The organism is Neisseria sp. P0009.S007, assembly GCF_051962515.1.
The window spans coordinates 1-961 of record NZ_JBQCVF010000590.1; the positions used below are offsets into that span (position 1 = coordinate 1).

At 51.4% G+C, this 961-nt stretch carries 1 pseudogene; it reads right to left on the reverse strand.

What is annotated here, in order from left to right:
* Window positions 1–208: 208 nt before the first annotated feature.
* Window positions 209–961 (reverse strand): annotated as a pseudogene (locus ACTHS3_RS15005) (divalent metal cation transporter); the annotation flags it as partial.

Here is a 961-nt window from a genome sequence, read left to right on the forward strand (position 1 = left end):
CTTCCAGTCGGTCGCTGAGTTGTTGTAGTTTTTCTAAGATAGACGGCTTCATAAATTTTCCAAAATACGGATGCCGTCGAGTGGTCTGCAACGGCGAAATAAGGCGTTATTATAATGGGTTTGAATGGAAATTCAAAAAGATATGATGGATTGGAAAGGCCGTCTGAAACCTGTTTTGAAGTTTCAGACGGCCTTTTTTCATATGTGCTTATTTAGGCGCAGCCAAGATGCCTGTTTGGTTCAGCAGGAACAAAACGGTAAAGCCGGTCAAATAAATCAAACCGATAATGGCGAGGAAGTTCATGCCCATGGTCAGTTTGTGGCGTTTGTCACCTTTGACGAGGCGGTAGTTCAACCATGCGAACACGGGGGCGGCAACGAAAGCAGTAATCATGGCGAATTTGAGCAGCTCGGCCATTGCGCTGTTGAACCAGAAAATCACGGCCAAGCCTGAACCTGCAACCCAGATGTTCCATGCAAACAATTCGGCATTGCCGGTTTTGTCTTTGCCGCGCAGCAGGCGTACCGGTTCGGCAATCGCGCGGGCGTAGCCGTCCACTACGGTAATCGTCGTGCCGTACATGCAGGCAAAGGCGATAAATGCCACCAGCGGACGCGACCAGTCGCCGATGGTCACGGCGTACATATTAATCAGTTGGCCGACATATTTGCCGCCCGCCATTTGCACTTCTTCGCCGTTGCCGTATTGGACATATGCACCCAAGGCGAGGAAGACGACCGCCAAAATCGCGCTGGTGATGTAGCCGACGTTGAAGTCGAAAATACCGTCGCGGTAGCTGGAAGGATTGATGCGTTGTTTTTCGGTTACCCACAAAGAGTTGATGGCGGAAATTTCAATCGGCGCAGGCATCCAGCCCATCAGCGCGATGAGGAAGCCCAAGCCTGCCAGTGTCCACGGGGTAGGCTCGATAAAGTCGGGTTTCATCTGCATGCCGCGAGA